This is a genomic window from Clostridium sp. LIBA-8841 (assembly GCF_057782475.1).
In genome coordinates, this window is the sequence record NZ_CM173488.1 from 1,676,694 (window position 1) to 1,699,185 (window position 22,492).

The 22,492-nt window shown below is 27.7% G+C and carries 15 protein-coding genes and 1 riboswitch; of the genes, 14 read left to right on the forward strand and 1 reads right to left on the reverse strand.

What is annotated here, in order from left to right; all coding sequences use genetic code 11:
- The first annotated feature begins 87 nt into the window (after positions 1-87).
- The 7 genes from AC2A4K_RS07375 to AC2A4K_RS07405 all read left to right on the forward strand — a co-directional run bounded on the left by AC2A4K_RS07375 (position 88) and on the right by AC2A4K_RS07405 (position 8,602).
- Entirely contained in the window at positions 88-771 is a 684-nt protein-coding gene (locus AC2A4K_RS07375; RefSeq protein WP_322503593.1) for a response regulator transcription factor, read from the forward strand.
- A gap of 3 nt (positions 772-774) precedes the next feature.
- A complete protein-coding gene (locus AC2A4K_RS07380) occupies positions 775-2,031 on the forward strand; it encodes a sensor histidine kinase (RefSeq protein ID WP_322503592.1) in 1,257 nt (418 codons plus the stop codon).
- Positions 2,032-2,321: 290 nt separating this feature from the next.
- The gene (locus tag AC2A4K_RS07385) at positions 2,322-3,008 is read left to right on the forward strand and encodes a polyphosphate polymerase domain-containing protein (RefSeq protein WP_322503591.1); all 687 of its coding nucleotides are present in this window, start codon (positions 2,322-2,324) and stop codon (positions 3,006-3,008) included.
- Positions 3,009-3,034: 26 nt separating this feature from the next.
- Complete coding sequence (locus tag AC2A4K_RS07390; RefSeq protein WP_322503590.1) at positions 3,035-3,724, forward strand: DUF4956 domain-containing protein; 690 nt, start codon at positions 3,035-3,037, stop codon at positions 3,722-3,724.
- Between the two features lie 100 nt (positions 3,725-3,824).
- Positions 3,825-5,867 (forward strand): CotH kinase family protein, encoded by a 2,043-nt coding sequence (locus tag AC2A4K_RS07395; protein ID WP_322503589.1) that lies wholly within the window; start codon positions 3,825-3,827, stop codon positions 5,865-5,867.
- A gap of 263 nt (positions 5,868-6,130) precedes the next feature.
- Positions 6,131-7,000 carry a cation diffusion facilitator family transporter gene (locus AC2A4K_RS07400; protein ID WP_322503588.1) on the forward strand — a complete coding sequence of 290 codons (870 nt, stop codon included), beginning with the start codon at positions 6,131-6,133 and terminating at the stop codon, positions 6,998-7,000.
- Between the two features lie 228 nt (positions 7,001-7,228).
- Positions 7,229-8,602, forward strand: a complete 1,374-nt coding sequence (locus AC2A4K_RS07405) for an FAD-dependent oxidoreductase (RefSeq protein ID WP_322503587.1) — start codon at positions 7,229-7,231, stop codon at positions 8,600-8,602.
- 170 nt (positions 8,603-8,772) lie between these two features.
- Here the strand turns inward: AC2A4K_RS07405 and AC2A4K_RS07410 are convergent, their stop codons facing one another.
- Positions 8,773-10,020, reverse strand: coding sequence for a hypothetical protein (locus tag AC2A4K_RS07410; protein WP_322503586.1), 1,248 nt, complete (start codon positions 10,018-10,020; stop codon positions 8,773-8,775).
- A 282-nt stretch (positions 10,021-10,302) separates the two neighbouring features.
- On the opposite strand from AC2A4K_RS07410, the gene AC2A4K_RS07415 reads away from it, so the two are divergent.
- From AC2A4K_RS07415 to mgtA, 7 genes are all read left to right on the forward strand, one after another.
- Positions 10,303-11,202, forward strand: a complete 900-nt coding sequence (locus AC2A4K_RS07415; RefSeq protein WP_322503585.1) for a hypothetical protein — start codon at positions 10,303-10,305, stop codon at positions 11,200-11,202.
- Positions 11,203-11,407: 205 nt separating this feature from the next.
- Positions 11,408-12,379: a hypothetical protein gene (locus tag AC2A4K_RS07420; RefSeq protein ID WP_322503584.1), complete on the forward strand. Its 972-nt coding sequence runs from the start codon at positions 11,408-11,410 to the stop codon at positions 12,377-12,379.
- A 258-nt stretch (positions 12,380-12,637) separates the two neighbouring features.
- The gene (locus AC2A4K_RS07425; protein ID WP_322503583.1) at positions 12,638-13,147 is read left to right on the forward strand and encodes an RNA polymerase sigma factor; all 510 of its coding nucleotides are present in this window, start codon (positions 12,638-12,640) and stop codon (positions 13,145-13,147) included.
- Positions 13,148-14,353 (forward strand): hypothetical protein, encoded by a 1,206-nt coding sequence (locus AC2A4K_RS07430; protein WP_322503582.1) that lies wholly within the window; start codon positions 13,148-13,150, stop codon positions 14,351-14,353. It abuts the gene before it with no gap.
- A gap of 306 nt (positions 14,354-14,659) precedes the next feature.
- Positions 14,660-17,863, forward strand: coding sequence for a DEAD/DEAH box helicase (locus tag AC2A4K_RS07435; protein ID WP_322503581.1), 3,204 nt, complete (start codon positions 14,660-14,662; stop codon positions 17,861-17,863).
- Between the two features lie 632 nt (positions 17,864-18,495).
- Positions 18,496-19,182, forward strand: a complete 687-nt coding sequence (locus AC2A4K_RS07440; RefSeq protein ID WP_322503580.1) for a pseudouridine synthase — start codon at positions 18,496-18,498, stop codon at positions 19,180-19,182.
- A 106-nt stretch (positions 19,183-19,288) separates the two neighbouring features.
- A riboswitch (M-box (ykoK) riboswitch) is annotated at positions 19,289-19,446 on the forward strand.
- Positions 19,447-19,779: 333 nt separating this feature from the next.
- On the forward strand, positions 19,780-22,449 hold the full coding sequence (mgtA, locus tag AC2A4K_RS07445; RefSeq protein ID WP_322503579.1) for a magnesium-translocating P-type ATPase: 2,670 nt from the start codon (positions 19,780-19,782) through the stop codon (positions 22,447-22,449).
- Positions 22,450-22,492 lie beyond the last annotated feature (43 nt).

The window sequence follows — 22,492 nt, forward strand, 5'->3', positions numbered from 1 at the left end:
TTCTTAAAGTATTAAATTTATTTGCATAAAAAGCTTTAAAACAATTAAGAATTATTTATTAGAAAAATATAATTAGAGGGAGAAATTATGATAAAAGTATTGCTTGTTGAAGATAATATAAAGATTAGTGAAAATATAGTTGAATATTTTAAAAATGATGTAGAAATAGAATGTGTTTATGATGGTTTAGATGCTATAGAATATTTAAATACATATTATTACGATATAGTTATATTAGATTTGATGCTACCAGGAGCAGGAGGAATGGAGGTATTAAACTTTATTTCAAAGAAGAGATTAAATACCGGTGTTATAGTTTTAACTGCAAGAGAAGAGCTTGGAGATAAACTTAGAGCATTTAATTTAGGAGCAAATGATTATTTAACTAAGCCATTTTATATGGAGGAGTTAAAGGCGAGAGTAAATGTTATATTGAAGAGTTTAGGAAAAATAAAGGATTCTAACATACTTCAGTTTAAAGATATGGAAATAAACATGAAGACAAAGAAAGTTTTTATAAATGACAAAGAATTAGAATTAAATGAGAAGCTATTTAATTTATTAGAATATTTAGTGATAAATAAAGGAGTTGTGCTTTTTAAAGAGCAGCTTTTTGATAATATATGTGGGTATAATAGTGATGCATCTACAGAGATTATAGAAGTTTATATGAGTAGACTCAGAAAACAGTTAAGTCCCTTTGGATATGATAAATATATAGTTACTAAAAGAGGAATGGGATATTTAATAGATGAAAGCGTAGAGGATTAGATAATGAAAAGAAAAGATATATTTTTTAAAACAAAGAGAAGTGTAACATTTATTAGTGCAGGTATAGTTTTTTTCTGCCTTTTAATCTTTGCCATTATAACAATAACTTTATATACATCAAGAGTATTTACTCATGTTGATAATAGTTTGCTTCAAGAAAAAGAAAAGGTGCAAAAAATACTAAATCTTAATCCATATGAGAAACAATTTTTTGAAAGTGGCAAAAATAAGTTGCTTCCTATTCCACCCAATATTATAGTTGTTCAATATAGAGGAGATAGGGTTTATTCAATAAATCCAAATCCTTATTTTGATGAGTATAATCTACCGAATTTGGGAAAAGAATCCTTAAATAAAGTAGAACAAATAACATCAAATGGATATAAATTTAGAGGAGTTACTATAGTAAATAGAGATATTAAAATACAGTTACTTATAAATATTGATTCGGAGGTTCAATCAATAAATCAATTAATTAAAACCATAATAATTGCCTTGATAATATTAATTGGAATTGCTTTAGTTTTATCTCATATTCTCTCCTCAAAGGTTATAAAGCCAATAAAAGAGGCTTATGATAAACAGGTTTTCTTTGTTCAAGATGCATCACATGAGATGAAAACACCTTTGGCTGTTATTAAAGGAAAGTTAGAGCTTTTAGCAAATTCTTGGGATGATACAATAGAAGAGCATTTTGAACACATATCTAAGATGATGAGTGAAGTTAGAGCTCTCGAAAAATTAAATAGTGATTTATTACTTCTATCAAAAGAAGATATAGATAACAGCATAAATGTTACATCCTTTGAATTAGAGGAATTTATAGAAGATTTAAGTGAATTTTATATAGATTTAGCAGAAATTCAAGATAAGGTTTTCCAGGTTAATAGACCTTTAGAGCCTGTAATGGTAAAGTGGGATTATAGTAAGGTAAAAAGAATGATTATTATACTTATTGAAAATGCTTTTAAATACACAGAGAGTGGAGGAAGAGTAACTTTAAGTTTTCAAGAGATAAATAAAAATATTAAAATAACAGTTGAGGACAATGGTATAGGAATAAAAGAAGAGGATAAAGGGCGTATTTTTGATCGATTCTTTAGAAGTGCAGATGTTAGAGGGAAAAATATAAATGGTAGTGGAATTGGATTAAGTTTATTAAAGTCAATTGGTAAAACATTAGGTGTTGATATAAAGTTATATTCCAAGTATGGAGTTGGAACAAAATTTGAGATTATAATACCTAAGATAGTAAATTAGAGCTTAAGTGAAAAGAATGTTTTTAGAGTTTTAATAAGGTTGTATAGTTAAACAGTTTTTGTTTAACCTATATAACCTTATTTTTATTTAATTAAAGTTTAGAAGTAAAGGAATTAATCTTGAACTTATTATTTTAAAAAAATTTGTATTTTAATAAGTTACTAAATATCACTGAAAGGTGGATAGTAGAGGAATTTATAGATAACCTTAATAATTTTCTATTTGCGTTAAGGAACTATTAAGGTTAACTCTATAAAATAGATTTTGATGAGAGATTGGAGGTGATATTAGTGGAAGAAAAAAAGTTTAGACATGAAATTAAGCATTATATAAATCATTCAGATTATATGGCTATTAAAAATAGATTGGTGCATGTTATGAAAATCGATAAAAATGCTAGCGAGAATAATGAGTATAAAATAAGAAGTCTTTATTTTGATAATTTAAAGGATAAGGTTCTTATGGAAAAAATCAATGGAATAAATCGTAGAGAAAAGTTCCGTATAAGATTTTATAATGATGATCATTCTTTTATTAAGCTTGAAAAAAAATCTAAAATAAATGGACTATGTTCAAAGGACAGTGAATTAATAACTAAGGAAGAATGTGAAAAAATTCTTAAAGGAGATATTGAGTTCTTAAGATATAGTAATAAGGCTTTATTTGTTGAATTTTATTCAAAGATTAAAGGTGATTTATTAAAACCTAAAAGTATAGTTGATTATAAAAGAGAGGCTTATATATATAGATTAGGAAATGTGCGTATAACCTTCGATAAAAACATAAGAACAGGAATATGTAGTACGAAGATATTTGATAATAACTTACCTACAATAGAAGCAATAGATAATAACATAGTTGTATTAGAAGTAAAGTTTGATGAATTCTTACCAGAATTAATACAGGATATTATCCAAACTAATGAACGTAGAGCATCAGCTATTTCTAAGTATGCAGCTTCAAGAATATATGGGTAAGCTTTTAAATTAGGAGGAGAAAATAAATGAATAATCAAGCAATTAATTTCAGCGATATATTTAAATCAAGTTTTATGGATAAAATGACATCTATATCATTTTTAGACATGTTTATAGCAATGGCACTTTCTTTTGTAGTAGGGCTATTTATAATGCAGGTTTATAAAAAAACATTTAAGGGAGTTATGTATTCATCAACCTTTGCTATGTCTCTACTTGCCCTTACTTTAATAACTACATTAATTATACTTGGAGTTACATCTAATGTGGTTCTTTCACTTGGTATGGTTGGTGCACTTTCTATAGTACGTTTTAGAAGTGCTATAAAGGAACCTATGGATATTGCATTCTTATTTTGGTCAATAAGTGAAGGGATAGTTTTAGGTGCTGGTCTTATTCCTTTAGCTATTTTAGGTGCTGTTTTTATAGGAATAGTAATGGTTCTATTTGCTAATAAGAAAATAACTGATAATCCATATATATTAGTAGTTAACTGTGAAAATGATCTTAGTGAAAATAGTGTACTTAACATATTATCAAAAAACGTGAATAAATATTGTGTTAAATCAAAAACTGTTTCACTTTCAAATGGAATTGAAATGACAATAGAGGTTAAATTAAAGAACGTTACTACATCATTTGTTAATGAAGTATCTAAGATAAAAGGAGTTTCAAATGCTGTTTTAGTTAGTTATAACGGAGATTATATGGCTTAAAACATAGGCAAAAGATAAATAGAAATAGGAGAGGGTAAGGATATTCTCTCCTATTTTTAAGTAATAATAAAGCTAACTTTGATTAGGAGGGTGAGTTTAATTGATAAATGAAAAGGTAAGCAAATATATTTCTCTAATAAGTATTTCTTTAGTTGTAATATTTATATTTGTATCAGTGTTTACTATAAAATCGATGAATTACACAGAGGCAGCCTCTACTAAGGAGCAATCTTCTAATATTCAGGATGTTTTGGATAAGAATACTGTAACTGACATAAATATAAAAATAAAAGAGAGTGATTGGAAATGGCTTATTGAAAATGCTACAGATGAGGAATATAGAAGTGCAGATATAACTATAAATGGAGAGACTTTTTATAATGTTGGGGTTAGACCTAAGGGTAATTCAAGTTTATCCTCTGTAGCAAATGATAGTACAACAGATAGATATAGCTTGAAAATTGATTTTGGACAATATGTTGATAGACAAACTTATCATGGCATAAGGAAATTAGCATTAAATAATAATATATCTGATGCAACTTATATGAAAGAAGCAATATCTTATGATATATATAATCTTTTAGGAGTACCCACTCCAGAATATTCTTATTCCAATATAAAGATTAATGGAGAGGAGTGGGGATTATATTTAGCATTAGAAGTAATTGATGAAAGATTTGTTGAAAAGAACTATGGTAAATTAGATGGAAATTTATATAAACCTGAAACTATGGGAGTAGGAGCTAAAAAAGGTGATGGTAACGATAAAAATGCCATGCCAGATATGAAAAATAATCAAGGAAAAGAAGGTGGAATGATGAACCCACCAAATATGCCTAATAATGCTGGAAATAATAATGAGGGAAATAATCCGATGAATATTCCTAATGAAAATCAAATGGCAGAGGGCGATAAAAATGAAGAGAAGGTAGGAATGGGACAAATGCCTTCTATGATGGGTGGAAAAAATAATGAAGGTGCTGATTTAAAATATATAGATGATAATGTAAGCAGTTATTCTACTTTAAGAGATAGTGCAGTATTTAAGAGTACAAAGGATAAAGACTTTGAAAATGTGATTGAAATGATGAAAAGTTTAGAGAATGGAACAGATATAGAAAGTCATTTAAATGTTGATGAAGTTCTTAAATATTTTGCTGTTAATACATTTCTAGTTAATTTAGATAGTTATTCTGGAGGAATGTATCATAATTATTACCTTTATGAAAACAATGGAGTTTGTGAAATAATTCCATGGGATTTAAATATGTCTTTTGGAGGGTTTTCTGTAAATAGTGGAAGTAGGGCAATTAATTTTCCTATTGATTCTCCTGTCACAGGTAATTTAGAAGATGCTCCTCTTATAGGAAAACTTTTAGAAAATAATGAATATAAAGAGAAGTATCATGATTATTTAGAAAAAATAGCAAATGAATATTTTAAAAGTGGAATTTTTAATACCACTGTTACAAAGAATGATAAATTAATAGGAGATTACGTAAAGAGTGATCCTACAGCATTTTATAATTACGAGGAATATAAAAATGCTATTAAAGAATTGTTGGTATTTGGAAATGATAGGACAAAGAGTGTAGAAGCTCAATTAAATGGAGAACAGGTTTCAACTGAATATGGAACCATTACTACATCATTAAATTTACAGGCATTAGGAGAGCAAAATATGGGTAGAAAAATGCCTAATGATAAGATGAATGGAGAAAATTTAGGAAATAATAATGAGAAAAATGATAATGGACAAGACATTCCGCAAGGTGGAGCAGCTTTTAATGAAGGCAATAAAGGAGAAGTCCCTGATAATATAGATAATCCTAATGGTGCTCCTAATAATGAAATTCCTAATATGGCAAAAATGCCTTCACAAGAAAATATACAAAAAGCTATGAATATATTGAATAATAGAGAGTACTCAAGTTTAAGTGAAGAGGAAAAAAATCAATTAACTGAACTTGGAATAAGCGAAGAAAACATAAATATGTTTAAGAACATGCCAAGACAGAATGAAAAAGAAGTTTATCAAACACCATTTAATAAAATTTATTTCATACTATTAGGAGTGCTTTCTTTTATATTATTAATTAGTATATTATTTGTAAGTAAGTATAAAAGAAGAAAATACTAATTTATATTGAAAGAATAACTTTTATAGGTTTTACTAATATATAGTAATATATATTTAGAGTTAAACTACACATTTATGTGTAGTTTTTTATTTTATAAAAACAATAACATATTAAAAATAAAATGCATAGTATGTTATTATAGATATTTTTAAGAAATCTTACGGTTTTAAGTTATCAATTGAAAATAACTATTTAAAAAATCAAGATTATTACTATAAAATATATTAATAGTTAATATCAATTGATAATGAAAGGAGATAATATGGAATCAAGATATACTGAAGCTAATAAAGTAACCGTATTAGCTATAATATGGAATATAATCTTAACTATTATTAAAGTAATTGCAGGTATAATAGGTAAATCTAATGCTATGATAGCAGATGGAGCACACTCAGCATCAGATATTATAACCTCTATAGGAGTACTAATAGGCAATAAGGTAGCTAGTATTCCTAAAGACAAGGGGCATAATTATGGACACGAAAAAGCTGAAACTTTAGTGTCATTTTTATTAGCTATTTTGCTGGTAATTGTGTCATTAACAATAGGATATGAGGGGGTACAATCACTTCTTCATTTAAATGAAGTTCAAGTTCCAACCATTTTCCCTTTAGTTGTTTCAGTTATATCTATTATAATAAAAGAATATCAATATAGAATTACTATAAAAGTAGCTAGAAAAATTAATTCTCCCTCACTTAAAGCTGATGCTTGGCATCATAGATCAGATGCCCTATCTTCTGTTGCGGCTTTCATAGGAATAGGTGGAGCTATATTAGGATTTAAGGCATTAGATCCAATAGCTTCAATAATGGTTGCTGTATTTATAGCTAAGGTTGGAATTGAGATTTTAATAGGAGCAACTAATGAGCTTATGGATACTTCTATTGATGAGGAAAAAGAGGCTGAAATAAAATCTATAGTTGATCAAGTTGAGGGTATTAAATCTTTAAGTGGAGTTAGAACAAGAAAATATGGCCCTATGGCTTATGTTGATTTAGAAATATGTGTTGACAAAGATTTATCTGTGTTTGAAGGACATAAAATTGCTAGTAATTTAGAAACTCTTATACTTAAGAAAATGAAATTTGTTAAAGGGGTCACAGTTCATATTGAGCCTTATATGTAAGTCATAAAAATTAAATGATGAATTAAAGTTTAAAAGGGATAGATCTTTTCTATCCTTTTTTTATTTACTTATAAGAGAGGTAACTAAAAAGTAACTAATTGTTTGAAAAAATATGAATTGATATACTTAAATCAAGTTAAGAAATATTTTTAAAAAAGCTAATTAAAAAATAATATTTAAGTGCATAAATAAGATATGAATCAATACTTATAGTTTGGAGGAATTAATATGAATAAATATGAATACATTATAATTGGATTTGGAAAAGGTGGAAAAACACTTGCTGGATATTTAGGTAAAATGGGAAAAAAGGTAGCAGTAATAGAGAAGTCAGATAAGATGCATGGTGGAACATGCATAAATATAGGATGTATTCCAACAAAAACTTTAGTACATAAAGCAAAGGTTGCCTTATATAAAGAGTTAAATACATTTGAAGAAAAAGCAAGAGAATATAGAAAAGCAATAGAAGATAAAAATGTCTTAATAGAAGCTTTAAGAAATAAAAATTACGGTATGTTAAATAACAATGAAAATATAGACATATACACTGGAACAGCTTCTTTCATATCAAACACAGAAATACTTGTTAAGAGTGAAAAAGAAGAGATAGTTTTAGAAGGAGAAAATATTTTCATAAATACAGGAGCTACTACTATAATACCCAATATACCAGGAATAAAAGATAGTTCTAAAATATATAACAGTACTACAATAATGGAATTGAAAGAACTTCCAAAAGATTTAGTTATAGTTGGTGGAGGATACATTGGTTTAGAGTTTGCATCAATTTATGCAAGTTTTGGATCAAAGGTAACAGTAATAGAGGCATTTGATAGAATCGCTGGTAGAGAAGATGAAGATATATCTGACAGTATAAAAGAAATATTAGAGAAAAAAGGAATTGAATTTTTACTAGGTTCAAAGGTTAAATCTTTTGAAGAAATAGATGAAGAGGTTGAAATTTCTTATGAAAACAACTCAGGTGATTTAAATAAAATCAAAGGAGATGCAGTTTTAATTGCTATAGGTAGAAAACCAAATACTGAAGAATTAAATTTACAAGCTGCAGGAGTTAAATTAACAGATAGAGGAGCAGTATCAGTTGATAATAGATTAAAAACAAATGTTTCTAATATTTGGGCTATTGGAGATGTTAATGGGGGACCTCAATTTACTTACATCTCTTTAGATGACTTTAGAATTATAAAGGATAACTTATTTGGAGAAGGAAAAAGAACTACTGATGACAGAGGAGCTATTCCATATTCAGTATTTATTGAACCAAACTTATCTAGAGTTGGATTAAGTGAAAAAGAAGCTTTAGAAAAAGGATTTGAAATAAAAACAGTTAAATTAGAGGCTAATGCTATTCCAAGAGCAAAAGTTATTGGAGAAACTCAAGGAATGATGAAGGCTATAGTAGATATAAATACTGATGAGATATTAGGTTGTACATTATTATGTGCAGAGTCAGCTGAAATAATAAATACAGTTAGTTTAGCTATGAAGGCTGATGAAGATTATACTTTCTTAAGAGATAATATATTTACTCATCCTACTATGAGTGAAGCTTTAAATGATTTATTTTCATTAGTATAGGATTGTAGTCTATTTTGATAAATATATTATATAAGTAGTCAATAAAATAATTTTTATATAGATTGATGCAAATAAAATCAACAAACCCAAAATGTGTTAAAATTTCTTTTATAAAGCATATAAAGAGCCAATATTTAATAAAATATTGGCTCTTTATAATTATTTTTATATTAACTTAAAGATGTTCTACCTACAGAAGTATTGTCAGACTTTCTATCTCTTAAATCTTCAATAGGATTTTCACAAGTTTCAAATCTATAATCTTGATTATTTTTTGATATGAATTCTGTTATAACCTTATGACTTGGAACACTCGCAACATCAGCATTAACTTTACTTTGGAATTCATGGAATGATGAATCAGATTTTAGTGTGCTTACATCCACATAATCATCTTTTATAGTTGTATTGTTAACAGTGTTTTTTAATATATCTCTAACATAATCTATATTTTCACCTAAAGTTAATAATTCTGGAAAATCTCCATTTGGAATAACTTCTTGCCATTCTTTTTTCTCATATTTTTTAAGAAGTTCAGCTGCGTGATGTAATTGAGAAATCTCTTGAACAAAACCTTGTTCCCATAAACCTTTTATATATGGATCAACTTCAGAATTATAACAAGAATAATATAAATATGCTTCAGTATATTTGTGCATAAGTAAGCTTTCAAGCCATGTACAATTAGGGTCTATAAGACTTCCATAGTGAGAAACATGTTGTTCTTCTATTAATCCGATTTCTTGATAGAGGCTTCTTCCAATATCACTAGTATAAAATCCAGCTATATTCATGTAATAATTCATAGTTTGTTGTTCAGCAGCTGTTATTATTGATATGTTTAATTTAGTAAGAATATCAGCTGTTTTAAAATCAACAAAATTTCTTATGTTATCAGTAGGGCATCTATGTTCAGCGATTGTTGGTCTAGCTGGCATTATTTCTGTGTAATGACCTACTAGTTTTTCGGCCTTAACTCCTTCTTCCATGAAGAGTAAATCTGAATATCTGTATAAATGGTCAAAATCTTCAAGTAGTGCAAAATCTAGTGCTTGTTTTACTTGTTTATTAGACTCTCTTTTAGCAAGCTTTGCAGTTAAATCTACTGCAAGTTGTTCATAACTTATAGTAGTTTCTAGAATAGTCTCATGTGCAGGTCTTAATGAGCCTATTAGCATTTGTTGCTGCTTATCTAACCTTCTAGAAAGTGCAATTTCTCTTCTAAGTTCATTATTTGAGCAATGTCTAGAAAATTGATGAGAAAACCAGTTTGACTCAAATTCAGCTCCGTTCATTAAAATTATTCTAGTTTTGGTGTATGGATCAACTTCACTTTTATTATAAGGCTTTGCAGCGATATTTTTCCAATCTGTAAAATGTGATTGAATTTTTGAACTTTTTTCTAAAAATGGATTCATAATAAATAGTCACTACCTTTCAAATTATAAATACCTTTTTAGTATTTGGAAATTAATACTTGATTATTCATTAAGATCTATAAGTTTTAAAGGTTAAAGTTTAAAATTGAAAATAAATATATTAATTATATTTAAAAAAATTTTTTTCTATAAATTACTTTGTTTTATGTTGAACTGTATTAATAGATAAAAATTAATACAATTTAATTACTATAATATGTTACAATAATGTTAATAAAAAGAAAGTTAGAAATTAAATGGTTTATTCAAGGGGGAGACTAGTTGAGAACAATTATAATTTTAACAAGTATAATTACACTATTTAGTAGTTTAGGTAATTTAATGTTTGGTGGAGATGACGTAAGTTTTATAACTTTTGAAAAAAGTTTAGAAGAGAATGGAGCTTATGATTATAAAAGTCTAACTAAGTTTATTTATGATAAGAATAGGGAAGTTATGGAAAACTCAAATAATATTTCTGAAGATAGTGGTAAAATTAAAAATGATTTTAAAAATTGGATGATAAATAAAGATAATAATAGTAATACTGAGTCCAAAGAAGATAAAGAAAAGATAAGTAAAGACTCAGTAGATAAAAATAATGAGAAGATATTAAGAATCATCACAGAAGAAAATCCTAAAAGATGGAATGATAAATTACGTTTAGAAGAATGGGACTATAAAGAGATAAGAGATTATGATAATACGTATGGATATTTGATGGGGAAAAATCCTACAAGTATAGGAAATTTACATGGTGAGTATGAATATGAAACTGTTATGATTTCAAGTGCTTCAGTTCAGTATCCTAATATATTTATTTTAGATAAAAGTTATGGATTAGAAGATAAGTCTGCACTTTCTTTTAGAACTGAGGATGAACTTATTAGATTTGTTTTAAATAGTAAAGAAAATATAAATGGGTGGACAGCTGAGAGCCTTTACAATGAAGAAACAAAAGGTAGAGAAGTAGTTGAGTCTAAAATAGAAGATAATAAATTTGAGTATTATATGAGATTGGGGAAAGATGGATATTATAAAGTTGCTATTCTAGAGGATGGCATGGTCACATATTTTCTATATGAATTTCCAGATGAGTATAAAAAAGCTCTTAATCCAATGATAGAACAAAGTAAAAAAAGCTTTAAAGTATTTAATGGATATCCATCAGAGATAAAATAGAGATTTATTATTAAAAATAATTAAATTATAAAATACATGATGTAATAGATAATTTAAAGATAAATAAGTTGTGAAATATATTAAATTAATAGTGAATTTTTATTATGATTCAGTAAAATTTAAAGATAGATAACATAATGATATGTTACAATAATGTCAATTAAAAGAAAAAAGTTTATTGGCTATAATTTGGAGGAGAATTTTAGTGTGGGTAATTTCAATTATAACAAGTATAGTTACGTTAATTAGTAGTATTGGGACAAGTTTAATAGGCGGAGGCAATAAGGGTATAACATATGAGTCAATTGAAACCGAGTTAAGAGAAAATGGCATAGAAAATTATAGAGACCTTAATGAGTTTATTAGTAAGAGAATAAATGAAATTATGGAAGAAGAGAATATGCCAGAAATAACTTATGACTTTGAAAATGGTATTTATAAAGATATAAATCCAGCAGAAAAAAGCGAAGATAACAATGGAAAGAAAGAAGAAAATACTGAAGAAATACCAAAGGAAAATAAGTTTAAAAATAATGAAGTTATAGAAAATGAAGAATATGGGGCCTATATAAAAGATGAACATATGAATATTGGTCCTAATAATAAGGTTTTAAGAGTAGTAATGGATGAAAAGCAATCTGGCGGAGCAAGTTTAAGTTTAGAGGTGAATGATTATAATAATTTAAAGGATAATGATAATACCTATGGATACTTAATTGGACCACAACCTATTAGTTTAGGAGATATATATGGAAATTATGAGTATGAAACGGCAATGATAAATGGGACTATGGCTCAGTATCCTAATATATTTACTTTAGATCAAAGCTATTGTTTAGAAGATAAAAGCACTCTTTCTTTTAAAAGTAAAGATAAACTTATGGAATTTTCTTTAAGTAATCGTGAAAATAGTGGAGGTTTTGATGTAAAGAGTTTATATAATAAAGAAACGGGAAATGGAGATGTAACTGAATCAGAATGTGGAGATAATTGGTTTTATATATACTTAGAAAGAAGCGGAGTTGGAAATTATAGTTTTACTGTTTTTGATGGAGATAGAATTAAGAGCTTCGCATATTCATTCCCAGTTCAGTACAAAAAAATGTTTGATCCATTTATAGAACAGAGTAGGAAAAGTTTTTATGTATTTGATGGCTTTCCAGAACTAAAATCTTAATTAAATTTTTAAACTAAGTAAAAGTGTTATGTGGGTTCATAAGTTTTAACCTTACATAGCACTTTATTTCGTTATAAGTAAGTTTTAATAAGCTATCTATTAAATTTTAATTATTGGCTAAAAATCAACATTCCTCTAAAACATAGCCTAATTATTAAAAAATAATTTGCAACCTTTTTAGGAGGAAGTTTATCTAATAAGTGAAAGAGGTCTTAAGGAAATAAATTTTAAAAGATTATTAAGGGGGAATAGCTAAAAATGCAAGAGCTTATAGAAAGGGCTTTAGGTGGAGAACAGGAAGCTTTTATAGAGATTATAAACAAATCTACAGAACAGATGTATAGAATAGGTAAATCTATATTAAAAAATGATGAAGATGTTGGGGATGCAATGCAAGAAACCATAATGATAGCTTATGAAAGGTTAAATACTTTAAAGGAGCCGAAGTTTTTTAATACATGGTTAATTAGGATTTTAATAAATCGATGTAACTATATTTTAAATAGGAACAAGAAAATTATTTCTATAGATGATATTAATGCTGTTAGTTATAAAGAAAAGGGAATAAGAAATTTAGAACTTAACGAAGCCATAAATCAGTTAAAAGAGGATTATAGAATTGTCATAACACTTTATTATATTATGGGATTTAGTGTGAAGGAGATTTCAGATATTTTAGATGATAAGGAAGGAACCATAAAGTCAAGGTTATGTAGGGCAAGAAACGACTTAAGAGATTTTTATGGAGTTAATAAGGGGGTAAAGTAGATGGATAACTTAGAAAAGAAATTATTAAATTTAAAAAATGAAAATATAGAAGTTCCAAAAGTTGTTTTAGATAAGGTTAACCTAGCTTTAAATGATATAAGAGAAAAAAATAGTGAAAAAGACCAAAGTAAGTTATCAAGTGAATATATATTTAGTAAAAAAGATAAATTAGAAAAATTAGAGTTAGACATAAAAGATAATAAAGGTTTAAATGAAGAGTGTAATATGAGTTCTGATGAAACTCATAAGAACATAATATATATGAAAAGCAAAGAGAGAAAAGGTAAATCAAATAAAAGAAAATATATAGCTGTAGCAGCAGGATTAACTCTTACTACTTTAATAGGATTATCAAGTCCAGTTAGAGCAACCATTAATAAGTTATTTTTCAATAATCCTGGAATTGAAAGTGCAATAAACAACAATTATATTCAAGAAATATCAAATGAAGGGATAGTTACTGATGATTTTAATATGAAGTTAAATAATGTTTTAGTTGATAGTAGTCATATAATTTTAGAATTTGAGTTAGATGTAAAAAATGCTAAGAATCTTTTAAAACTAGACAGTGAAAAGATTGATGTTTATAATGATATATCCTTATACACTGGAGATGGAGAAATAATTTCTGAAGATGGACAGAAGGGTGCAATTGGAAGTATTGATTATACCTTTGATAATAGTAAAGCAAGTGAAGGAAAGCTTTACTTAAGAACTTTATTTGAGTCAACAGAAGGAAAAATTCCTAAAATGGATGAGCTTAAAATAAAGTTTAATAATATAAACTTTAGAAACTTAACTACAGATAATCTCATTTATAGTTCAGAATTAAATTGGAATTTAACTGTTAATTTAGATGATAAATTTACTCAAGTTAATGAGATACAATATTCATTTGAAAATGAATTACCTAATATAGTTATTCATGAGGCTAAGGCTATACCAACAGGATTATTTTTAAATTTCGATTATTTAGCACCAGGTCATGATGAAAATATATTGTGGGCTATGAAAGTTATAGATGAAAATGGGAAAGAGTATAGGATGAATGGAGCTAATATGGAATCTCTAGAAAATGGAGGAGATAGGTTAAGTGGAACTTTTGATGGAATAAGCTCCTTTGATAATGTGGAGAAATTCACATTGGAGATTAAAAATCCAGATGGAAAGACCATAGATAAGGTTAGGTTTTTCAAAGAAAAATAAATAAATGATTTCAATTGTTTTATAATACTTATAATTAAAAATTAAGTTTAGAAAAGTATGTGTATTTAAAGAGAGAATAAAAGAAACCCAAAGGCAAGTTACTTTTTCACCTTTGGGTTTTTTGGTCTATGATTGAACTCTTTATAAGCTTTATAAAAGAAAGCATAGAAAAAAGCAAATGAATAGGAAAATATTAAAAGTATAATTGCTTTTATAAATAGTTTAAAGCTTAAGAAATAGGTTAAGTGGAGAGGAATCTATAAGTATGATAGAATAATTCTATAAAAGTTGAGGAGGGGAATGCCTTTGAATTTAGAAATTTTAATGAAAAACTTAGTAAGGCGAACTTCCAGTTTTACTAGAGAACAAGGAAAAAAATTAATTAAGGAAGCATACATAAAAGATGTTAAGGGAAAAAGCATAGATGGAGTTTATCATATTTATGGAAGAGTATTAAATGACGATAAAACCTGGGATTATGATACTCACTTAAAAATAAATATGAAAAGCAATGAGATTATTGGAGTTAACTGTAGCTGTGAAACCTTTAAGGAGAATAGTAAACAGGTAAAAAATTATGTGTGTAAACATATATCAGCAACTGGAGATGCTTTTTATTCTTTAGCTAAGAAGAAGATTAAAAGTGAAAATCCAATAGATAAGAAGGAAAACAAATTGACTAAAGAGGAAGATAAAAGTAAGGAACAACAAGAAAAGAGATTTCTTTCTTTAGATATAAGTATTAAGCACATGGTAAAAGAGGGAATTCAATTGTTTAATTGCGAGTTTAGAATAGGAGTAGCAACCTCTAACTTAATATTAGATTTAAAAGATTTCTTATATAAAAATAGCTTAAAAAAGCCTTTGAAATTTAATGAAGGTTTTACCTATGATCCTCTGAAGGATGACTTTTTGGAAAATGATAAAAGGATAATTCAGTTTATTGTGGACAACGGTAACATGATAAATGGAAGATATTTAAGGCTTAGACAAAATAACTTAAAGGACTTTCTTAAGTTAATTGATGAAAAAAAGAAAATAAATTTTAATTTTAATTCAATTAACTATGAGATTAAGGTTAAAAAGGAAAATGTTCCAGTAGCCTTAACTTTAAAAGAGGGAAAGGAAGGATTTATATTAAGTCATCATAAGAAGTTTCCTGTGATTTTAAATAATACAGGAGATGTAATGTTTTTTGATAGGAATTTATATCTTCCGAGAAAAAGACAGTTAGAACACTATATCCCAATATATAAGTTGTTTTTAAAGAATAATACAATTACATATAAGAAAACTTTAGAAAACTTAAAAAATCTTTTAGAAGAATTAAAAAATATAAGTAAGAATATAGTTCTTGATGAAAATGTTAAAAACTTTAAGGAAAAGCTTATGAAAACAACCTTTTACTTTTACAAAGATAAGGAAAAGATTTATTGTAATGTAAAGATCGACTATTGTGGCTATATAATTGATTTGATAAGAGATGAAAAGGATAAGAGTTTCTTAAGAGATTTAAAAAATGAAAAATATATAGAATTTCAACTTGAAAGATTTAAATTTATAAAGAGAGAAGAGGATTTCTATTTTATTGGTGATGAAGAGGGAATATATGAGCTTTTCTCAAAAGGATTTAAGAAATTAGGAGAGCTAGGAGAGGTCATATTATCTAAAGAACTACAGGAGTTTAAAGTGCTAGATTCATCTTTTATATCATCAGAGATTTCAGAGTTTTCAAATTTCTATAAGCTAAAATTTGATTTTGGAGATTTTGATATACAAGAATTTAGAGCAAGTATAGATGCTATGAAAAATGGTGAGAGATTTTATAAGACTAAGAAGACTTACTTAGACTTAGAAGAACCAGGTATAGTACATTTCTTAAATATCTTAGAGGATTTAGGATTAGAAAATATAAGTAATAATGAAATTAATATTGATAAAAGTAAGGTTTTATATATACAAGAAAAACTAAAAGATAGAAATCTATCTTTTATAAAAGGTGGAAATGTTCTTCAAGAAATAGTAGGTAAGCTCTTAAATAAAGAGTTTAAGAGAAAACTTGTTCCAAAAGCTTTAAATGCAGAACTTAGAACTTATCAAAAGGAAGGATTTAAGTGGATTAATGAAATTACTGATTTAGGATTTGGAGGAGTTTTAGCAGATGATATGGGGCTGGGTAAAACACTTCAAATAATAGCATTTTTATTATCTCAAAAGAAAAGTAAAAGCATAGTAGTTGTTCCAACTGCAGTTATATATAATTGGATGGACGAATTTGAAAAGTTTGCACCTAGTTTAAAGATTGGATTAGTTCATGGAAGCAAGGCAAGAAGAGATAAGGTTTTAAATGACTTTAAAAGAAGTCTTGGTATTAAATTAGATAACATGGATTTTTCATCAAAGTCTTATGAAAGATATGATGTTTTATTAACTACATATGGAACTTTAAAAAATGATGAAGAGGCTTATGAGAATTTAAGTTTCGATTACTGTATAATAGATGAGGCTCAGAATATAAAAAATCCAACAGCGCAGGCTACCGTATCTGTGAAGAAGATAAAATCAAGATGTAATATTGCCTTAACAGGAACACCAATAGAAAATAATTTAATGGAGCTTTGGTCAATATTTGATTTTGCTATGCCTGGATATTTATTTACTAAAGAAAGGTTTAGAGAGCGTTTTATCTTAGATGAAAATAATTTAGATGAATTAAAATCATTAATAACTCCATTTATACTAAGAAGACTTAAAGAAGATGTTTTAAGTGAACTTCCAGAAAAATTTGAAAAGAAATACTTAGTAGAAATGAAAGGTAAACAAAAGCAAATATATAATTCATATGTAAAAGCAATAAAAACTCAATTAAATGAAAGTAAAATAAACGGAAAGAGTGCACAAGGGAACATAAATCTATTTGGCTATTTAATAAAGTTAAGAGAAATTTGCTTGGATCCTTCAATAGTTATTCCAGAGTACACTGGAGGAAGTGGAAAACTAACTGTAGTAAAAGAAGTTGTTAAGGATGCCAGTGAGGCTGGTAAGAAAATTTTATTATTTTCTCAGTTTACTTCAGTATTAAAGAAAATAGAGGATGATTTTAAAAGAGAAGGTATCTCTTATTTATATTTAGATGGAGGAACATCGGCTAAAGAAAGGGTTGAAAGAGTAAAGAAATTTAATGAAGATGAGAATATAAAAGTATTTCTAATATCTCTAAAAGCAGGAGGGGTAGGACTAAATCTAACTTCTGCAAGTGTAGTTATACATTTTGACCCATGGTGGAATCCAGCGGTGGAAGATCAAGCTACAGATAGAGCTCATAGATTTGGACAAGAAAATAGAGTAGAAGTAATAAAGTTAGTAGCAAAGGATACTATCGAAGAAAAGATAGTATTAATGCAAGAGGATAAAAAAGAGCTTATTCAAAGTTTAATGGATGGTAAAGCGATGGATGGCAAAGGATTAAAACGTCTTACTGAAGAAGAAATAGCTAAATTATTTGAATAGAGTTTAAAATAAGAAAAAAGCTAAGGTAATTTAAATTACCTTAGCTTTTTTCTCTAATCGTACTGATTATCTGTAGTTGGTGGCAAACCAAGTTAGAGAGTTTAAAGAAATAAGTTTAAAGTATAAAATTTAAGCTTATTTATCCATAAAAATCATCCAAGTTATTTTTAAAGCAAAGAAGGTTGTTTACTCTAAAAATACAATATAAAAACAGGCTAACAGAAAATCCGAAAAATATTTTATAGTATAACCATACGTTCCTAAAGTATGTTATTAAGTTTTAAATATACTATACTTACATTATAAACTAATATTCCTAATATATAAACTATTTTTTAAATTTTGGTTAAAGTAAATATTTTTACTATTGAAAAAAAGGAGAATTTTGATAAAGAAAATATATAAGTTCCTATGATAATGAATTCTTTAGGAGAAGAGTTAGACATAATAGGTTTAAATGTTGAGGTGAATTATCAGAAATAGTTTTTAAGTAAAATTATCTTTAAAAGTTTAATTTTAAAGATATTTAATTGGTTAAAAATATTAATTGCTTCTGCTATAATTAATCAGATGAACTAAAAACATAAAGTACATAATAAATTGAATTTTGGAAAGGATGTTTATAATTAATAATGAGAATAAACAAGCTTTTTAGCAATTTTGGAATATGCTCTAGAAAAGAAACTAATAGAATTATTAAAGAAGGCAGAGTAATTGTAAATGGAAAGCCTTGTATTGAAGGACAATGGGTTGAACTAAGTGATGAAATACTTTTAGATGGGAAACCATTAGTTCCAAGAGAAAAAATTTATCTAGCACTTAATAAGCCTGTAGGCGTTGTATGCACAGCGGCAGAAGAAGTTAAGAATAATATAATAGATTATTTAGGAATAGATGATTATGTCTTTCCAATAGGAAGGCTTGATAAGGACTCACAAGGACTTATTATTTTGACTAATGATGGAGATTTGGCAAATCAAGTCTTAGCAGCGGAGAATAATCATGAAAAAGAGTACATGGTAACATTAGACCAACCTTTTTATGATGATTTTATAGAAAAGATGGAAAATGGCGTTGAAATATTAGGACAAGTAACAAAACCTTGTAAAGTTAAAAGAATAAATGAAAATACCTATTCTATAATATTAACTCAAGGATTAAATAGACAAATAAGAAGAATGAGTAAGGTTTTTGGCTTTAATGTAGTTAAGTTAGAGAGAGTTAGAATTGTTAATATAACTCTTGAGGACATAGAATATGGAAAGTGGAGATATATAAGCAAAGAAGAAATTGAAGAGCTAGAAAAGCTTATAAAGTAGTTAAGGAGACAAATATCATAGCAGATGGTATTAATAATGATTTATAAAAATAAGTTTTAGGAGTTGACATTTTAATTTTTATTGCATAGAATGAAACTAACAACGGAATATAAATCGGTAGGTGAGGTTACCACCGGGATACGGATTGCTGCCGCGGAGTAGTGGAGACACTATGAGAAGGTTAGCAGGCTATGTCGAGAAAATAAGGCATAATCTAATGCAATTTCATTGCCCGGTGAAGCTAAAGCTTGAACGATATCGTGCTTAAGCGCTTTTATTGTGCTTATGACTTTGTTTTTGCGTGAATTTAATCCTTACCTGATTTTAGGTAAGGATTTTTTATGTTTAAAACAAATCTATTTAAATTTATTTAAGAAAGAAGAGGTGGTAGTAATGGACACGGGAAGTAGTGGAGGCATAAAACCTGACGGGCGAAGTATTTTTTATGAAAAATGTTTTAAGAATATTCCTGTGGTTATTCTTACTACCATTTTTCGAGAACTTAATATAATTGAATAGAGTAAAAGGATACTTTTGTCCTGTTTAATGTCTTTACTTCCTAAAAAATTTCTTCAAAAGAATTAGGAGGTAAGAATTATGAAGAAGAGAACAGAACAAAAAGTTATAAATGAAGTTTTAATGAATGAAAGATTAATAAGAGCAAGCAAAATGAGCTCAGAAAATCTATTAAAAGAAATGGGAACCTCTCTAAGTGGTTATAGTGATAAAGAGGTTGAAAGAAGAATTGATAAGTATGGTGAAAATGTAATTTCACATGAAAAAGGTGATTCAGTATTTAAAAGACTTTTTGAATCCTTTGTTAATCCTTTTACAGTTGTACTTTTTATTCTTGCAATAATATCAACATTTACAGATATAATTTTACCAGCACCAAGTGATAGATCTTATAGTACAGTAGTAATAATAGTTACAATGGTTACTATTAGCGGGATGTTGAAATTTGTGCAAGAAAGTAGATCAAATAATTCTGCTGAGAAGTTAAAAGAAATGGTAAAAACAACAGCTACAGTTGAAAGAGTAGGTAGAAAAGAAGTTGAGCTTTCAGAAATTGTACCAGGAGATATAGTATATTTATCAGCCGGAGATATGATTCCTGCTGATGTAAGAATAATTTCATCTAAGGATTTATTTGTTAGCCAAGCTTCATTAACTGGTGAAAGTGAACCAGTTGAGAAATATGGAGAAGGAGTAACTTCTGATTTAACTAATCCCTTAGAAAGTACAAACTTAGGATTTATGGGAAGTAACGTAGTAAGTGGCTCAGCAATTTGTATTGTTTTAGCAACTGGAGATTATACTTACTTTGGATCTATGGCAAAGACAATTACAGAAAAGAAGGTTGTTACTAGTTTTGAAAAAGGAGTAAATTCAGTATCTTGGCTATTAATTAAATTCATGATGTGTATGGTGCCAGTTGTATTCTTTGCAAATGGATTAACTAAGGGAGACTGGGGTGAATCATTCTTATTTGCATTATCAGTTGCGGTAGGATTAACTCCAGAAATGTTACCTATGATTGTGACAACAAACCTTGCAAAAGGTGCTGTTAAGATGGCAAAGAAAAAGACTGTTGTGAAAAGTTTGAATTCAATACAAAACTTTGGAGCCATGGATGTACTTTGTACAGACAAGACAGGAACTTTAACTCAAGATAAAGTTGTATTAGAATACCATCTTGATATTCATGGAAATGAGGATGAAAGAGTTCTTAGACATGCATTTTTAAATAGCTTTTTCCAAACCGGACTAAAAAACCTTATGGATATAGCTATATTAAATTATGCTAATAATGCAGAATTTAGTGATTTAGAGAAAAAGTACACTAAGGTTGATGAAATACCTTTTGACTTTAATAGAAGAAGAATGAGCGTTGTAATAAAGGATAAAGAAGGAAAAACTCAGCTAATTACTAAAGGAGCAGTTGAAGAAATGTTAAAAATATCTTCACATGTAGAATATAAAGGAAAAGTTGAAGTTTTAACAGATGAAATAAGAAAAGAGATACTAGCTACAGTTGATAGATTAAATAATGAAGGAATGCGTGTAATTGCGGTTTCACAAAAAAATAATCCTTCTGTAGAAGGTGTTTTCTCTGTAAAGGATGAATCTAACATGGTTCTTATGGGATATCTTGCCTTCTTAGATCCACCAAAGGAGTCTACATTATCTGCAATTAAAGCTCTTAATGAAAATGGAGTATCAGTAAAAGTTTTAACAGGAGATAATGATGGAGTTACAAAGTGTATTTGTAGACAAGTTGGAATGGAAGTTGAAAATATTCTTCTTGGTTCTCAAATAAGTGAAATGAGTGATGAACAATTAAAGGTTGAAGTAGAAAAAACTAATGTTTTTGCAAAGCTTAGTCCACAACAAAAGGCTAGAATAGTTAGAGTGCTTCGTGAAAATGGACATACTGTTGGCTTTATGGGAGATGGAATTAATGATGCCGCAGCAATGCATGAATCAGATGTAGGGATCTCAGTTGATACAGCAGTTGATATTGCAAAGGAATCTGCAGATATAATTCTTTTAGAAAAAGACCTTATGGTATTAGAAAAAGGAGTTATTGAAGGAAGAAGAACTTTTGGAAATATAATTAAATATATTAAAATGACAGCAAGCTCTAATTTCGGAAATATGTTTTCAGTGGTTATAGCAAGTGTATTCTTACCATTTTTACCAATGCTACCTATTCAAATTTTAGCTTTAAATTTGATCTATGATATATCTTGTATTTCAATTCCATGGGATAACATGGATGAAGAGTATTTAAGAAAACCTAGAAAATGGGATGCCTCTTCAATTGGTAAGTTTATGGTTTGGATAGGACCTACAAGTTCAGTTTTTGATATAGCAACTTTTATTATTATGTTCTTCATAATTTGTCCAAGCATTGCTGGAGGATATTATGGTGAACCAGGAGTAAATAATATATTATTTATTTCAGTATTTAATGCAGGATGGTTTGTCGAAAGCTTATGGTCTCAAACACTTGTTATACACATGATACGTACACCAAAGCTTCCATTTATACAAAGTAGAGCATCACTTCCAGTGTTAGCTATTACAACTTTAGCTATTATCGTTGGAACAGTAATTCCGTATACTTTTTTAGGAACATCATTAGGGATGACTGCGTTACCATATACTTATTTCCCTTGGTTATTAGGAATAGTAATATGTTATATGGTTCTTGCAACAATAATGAAAAATGTCTTTAGAAAACATTATGGTGAATTACTTTAATTTATAATTAAACAATTAGAGCAAAAAAATATTAAAACCATAT

Bases quoted from the DNA above. Each gene is read 5' to 3' on its own strand.
- AC2A4K_RS07440 (WP_322503580.1), top strand. From the start codon at position 18,496: ATGAGAATAAACAAGCTTTTTAGCAATTTTGGAATATGCTCTAGAAAA.
- AC2A4K_RS07410 (WP_322503586.1), bottom strand. From the start codon at position 10,020: ATGAATCCATTTTTAGAAAAAAGTTCAAAAATTCAATCACATTTTACA.
- AC2A4K_RS07390 (WP_322503590.1), top strand. From the start codon at position 3,035: ATGAATAATCAAGCAATTAATTTCAGCGATATATTTAAATCAAGTTTT.
- AC2A4K_RS07400 (WP_322503588.1), top strand. From the start codon at position 6,131: ATGGAATCAAGATATACTGAAGCTAATAAAGTAACCGTATTAGCTATA.
- AC2A4K_RS07425 (WP_322503583.1), top strand. From the start codon at position 12,638: ATGCAAGAGCTTATAGAAAGGGCTTTAGGTGGAGAACAGGAAGCTTTT.
- AC2A4K_RS07430 (WP_322503582.1), top strand. From the start codon at position 13,148: ATGGATAACTTAGAAAAGAAATTATTAAATTTAAAAAATGAAAATATA.
- AC2A4K_RS07375 (WP_322503593.1), top strand. From the start codon at position 88: ATGATAAAAGTATTGCTTGTTGAAGATAATATAAAGATTAGTGAAAAT.
- AC2A4K_RS07380 (WP_322503592.1), top strand. From the start codon at position 775: ATGAAAAGAAAAGATATATTTTTTAAAACAAAGAGAAGTGTAACATTT.
- AC2A4K_RS07405 (WP_322503587.1), top strand. From the start codon at position 7,229: ATGAATAAATATGAATACATTATAATTGGATTTGGAAAAGGTGGAAAA.
- mgtA (WP_322503579.1), top strand. From the start codon at position 19,780: ATGAAGAAGAGAACAGAACAAAAAGTTATAAATGAAGTTTTAATGAAT.